Origin of the sequence: Microcystis sp. LE19-84.1B (genome assembly GCF_027531875.1) — a bacterium.
Lineage (GTDB): Bacteria > Cyanobacteriota > Cyanobacteriia > Cyanobacteriales > Microcystaceae > Microcystis > Microcystis panniformis.
The window spans coordinates 1-3065 of the sequence record NZ_JAPZSR010000402.1 but is presented as its reverse complement, the minus strand read 5'-3'; the positions used below and the strand labels follow the sequence as shown (position 1 = coordinate 3065).

Sequence of the window (3065 nt, the reverse complement as noted above, 5' to 3'; positions counted from 1 at the left end):
AACAGATAGCACCACGACTAATATTGACACTATTGTTACTAACGTCTTTACCGATGCTAATGGGGCAACAGCCGGAAATCAAGCTCTCGGAATTAACAGTGCTGTTTTAGTGCGGGACAATAGTTTTTCTACTTACCTAATTATCAACGATGGTACAGCAGGCTTCCAAAGTGCTAATGATTTGGTGATTAATCTGACTGGGTTAACGGGTACTTTACCGGCGCTCGGCCCTATTGCAGTCAATAGTTTCTTTGTCTAGATTAATGGGGGGGATTAATTCTCCCCTTTTAATGCTCCCGTTCAAGTAATTTTGATATAAAAAAGTTAAGAGGCTCTTCTCGACTTTGTGTTATAATTTTTGCTTATGAAACCATAAAATACCTAGGGTTTGCTGAATAAATGTGAAATGTAGGCAAGATAGCGGTTTTGTGGCTTTTCTGGCGAAACAGGTGCAAGATTTTGAGAAAATCGTGCTTCAAAACCTTGCGTCTTCATCGGCCCGCGTCCTGTAGGGGCGAAGCATTCGGACAATAACATATCGGTGAAACCGGAGATTTTCTATCCGAATGCTTCGCCCGTGCTTTTTGCCGCAAACCCTACCTATCAAGCAAGACTTTTAGGGCTATTTTGAGGTTCGGCGATGCTCAGTCGGGCCGAGGAAGAAACTAGAAAATATCAGTATAGACCTCGTTTCCACACATAAACCAGAAGAACCCAAATACTGATGGGCAGTCAGGAGTTTAAACTTGTGGAGAGACTGTAAGACTCGTTGGGATTCGTCTCAAAAAGCAGGTTTCTGTGAAGCAAGAATCTCCCATCACACAGCTTTGCATTGTGATGGCGAGAGTGTCAAAATTGTGTTCAATTACTCGTCATCCCAGTCATGCCTTCCAGCGGTCAAGTGAAATCGATTTTTTTTCTGATCCTCTTTCTCCTCAGTATTCTAGGGGGTATTCTACTGGCTTCGCTACTTCAACAACCAGCGATCGCCCAATCTCCTGCCTCGGATACATTGCTGAATCGTTATCAAATTGGAGAGCAAACCTATCTAGAAAATTGTGCCACTTGCCATATTGCCATTCCCCCCAGTATCCTACCGAGTCAAACTTGGAAAAAAATCCTAGAAAATCCTAATTCTCACTATGGCATCCGTTTAAAACCAATTGTTGGCATTACTCAGCGTCTTATCTGGGATTATCTCAGTTATTCTTCCCGCCCTCTTAGCGAGACTACTTTTGTTCCCCTCCTAATTGAACAGTCCAGCTATGTAAAGGTTTTGCACCCTAGGGTCAATTTACCCACTCCTCTCGGTCACACCACCTGTGTCACCTGTCATCCCAACGCTTCCCGCTACGATTATCAGACCCTTACCCCCATCTGGGATAATGCAGCCTAATCAGTTATCAGTTTTCAGTTTTCAGTTATCAGTTTTCAGTTTTCAGCTTCTGAAGGCAAGGGGCAACAGGCAAGAGGCAAAAGACAGAATCTGACAATTCTCCTACCTAAAAAGAAGGTTAGAAACTAAGCATATCAAAGCTTTTAGCTTAACCAATTAGGTCTTAGATTCGGCCCTTGTTTTCAGATGTGAGTTTTTAGTTAACTGATTACTGATTACTGTTTACTGATGACTGAGAGGGGGTGCAGTGAGGGTGATTTCGCCAATTTGGCCCGCTTTACCCATTAATTGGGCAGGTTTTTGGTTAAGAGAGATTTTAACACCGCCAGCATTGCCCGATCGAATATTTAAACTCTTTTGGGCTGTCCAAGTTCGTTTGGTCCCGGGTTGGAGATTGCCTTCATAGACTTTTTTGCCATCGGCAATTACCCTTACCCAAGCGGCCTGTTCAATAGTTACTTCGGCTGAGAGGGGAACTTTTGGCTGAGGAGAAGGGGAAGGAGAGGCTACCGGCACGGGAGGGACTACTGGTGCGAGGGAACCCACGGGGGAAGGAGAGGGAGTAACGGCAGGGGGGTTAGAGAGAGGGGGACGGAGGAAAAGATAGCCAATACCACAAAATATGCCCGCCAGCAAGCCTAGCCAGAGATACATCCCGAAAAAGGTTGATTTAGCCGGTTGGGGGCTAGTTTCTGGGGCTGGTTTTTCTGGTTTCACCGGTTCCACTTTTGGGGCAGCAGGTTCAGCCTTGGGGAGAGTGGTAACTTTTGTGGGCAGTGTTTTCGGAATAGTTACCTCTTGAGCTAATTGTTCCGCACTAGGAGACAAGCGATCGGCTAAAGCTTTACCATCAATTTTTAGAGCATCACCGTAGCGTTTGATAAATCCCTTGACATAAATTAATTCTGGTAATTTCTCCCAATTCCCCGTTTCCAACGCTTCTAGCATTGGCAATCTAATCATCGTCAGGGCGGCGATATCGTCTATGCTCAGGCAGCTTTCTTCCCGTTTTTGACGTAAATAAGTCCCGATTTCCTTGATTTGTTCGGCTTGTAGGGGACTGAGTTGACTCATAATTCCAGTCATAATCTATACCAACTTAGATGATAATCTCGATTTTGTTATTTTGGGATAATCTGTTCTCTAGAAGCTCCTTTCACCTTGTCATCATTACCGGCGAAAAGGTTCCAAAAACCAGCAAAAATCAGCAATACTTGCAAAAGTTAAGTTTTTTATCTCAAATGTCGGGGTGAAGACCGGAAGTGCTTAGCGCGACGGGGTTTCACCCCGACCAGTATAAAAGAGGGAAGCACGACTAAAATCTTGACAATCTCTGCTGTATAGGTTAACTTAAAATAAGTTGTTTGAGGTCGATAAACAATGATTATCTTAGAAATGAAAGCAGTGGTCAAACCAAGTCGGTCTTCTGCCATAGATGAAGCTATTCGTACAGTACAATTCATCAGAAACAAAGCATTAAGGCTTTGGATGGATGCCAAGAGAGAAGACAAAATCGATAAATATTCTCGACTCTACCAAACCTGTTATGCAAAATTATTAACAACTCATGCTTGTAAAGCTTGTATAGTAAGGCTTTGAGTTTTTGTTAGATTGATATTTATCAACTTTAGAGCATTGCTGGACAGAGAGGGAGCTTAGGGAATTTTCT

3 protein-coding genes and 1 pseudogene are annotated in these 3065 nt (G+C 43.5%); 3 read left to right on the top strand and 1 reads right to left on the bottom strand.

All coding sequences use genetic code 11. The features are described 5' to 3' along the window. Together O9324_RS22350 and O9324_RS22345 are read left to right on the top strand one after the other, a co-directional pair. On the top strand, window positions 1–259 hold a 259-nt coding region (locus tag O9324_RS22350), incomplete at its 5' end, for a bluetail domain-containing putative surface protein (RefSeq protein WP_288141338.1). A 624-nt stretch (window positions 260–883) separates the two neighbouring features. Beyond that, window positions 884–1396: a dihem cytochrome c family protein gene (locus tag O9324_RS22345; RefSeq protein ID WP_288141337.1), complete on the top strand. Its 513-nt coding sequence runs from the start codon at window positions 884–886 to the stop codon at window positions 1394–1396. A gap of 222 nt (window positions 1397–1618) precedes the next feature. Here the strand turns inward: O9324_RS22345 and O9324_RS22340 are convergent, their stop codons facing one another. Then, entirely contained in the window at window positions 1619–2482 is an 864-nt protein-coding gene (locus O9324_RS22340; RefSeq protein ID WP_288141336.1) for a helix-turn-helix domain-containing protein, read from the bottom strand. A 294-nt stretch (window positions 2483–2776) separates the two neighbouring features. Here O9324_RS22340 and O9324_RS22335 point away from each other — a divergent pair. Then, window positions 2777–2923: pseudogene (locus O9324_RS22335) on the top strand (transposase); the annotation flags it as partial. Window positions 2924–3065 lie beyond the last annotated feature (142 nt).

Excerpts from the sequence above, each read along its gene's own strand:
- O9324_RS22345 (WP_288141337.1), top strand. The coding sequence starts at position 884 with ATGCCTTCCAGCGGTCAAGTGAAATCGATTTTTTTTCTGATCCTCTTT.
- O9324_RS22340 (WP_288141336.1), bottom strand. The coding sequence starts at position 2,482 with ATGACTGGAATTATGAGTCAACTCAGTCCCCTACAAGCCGAACAAATC.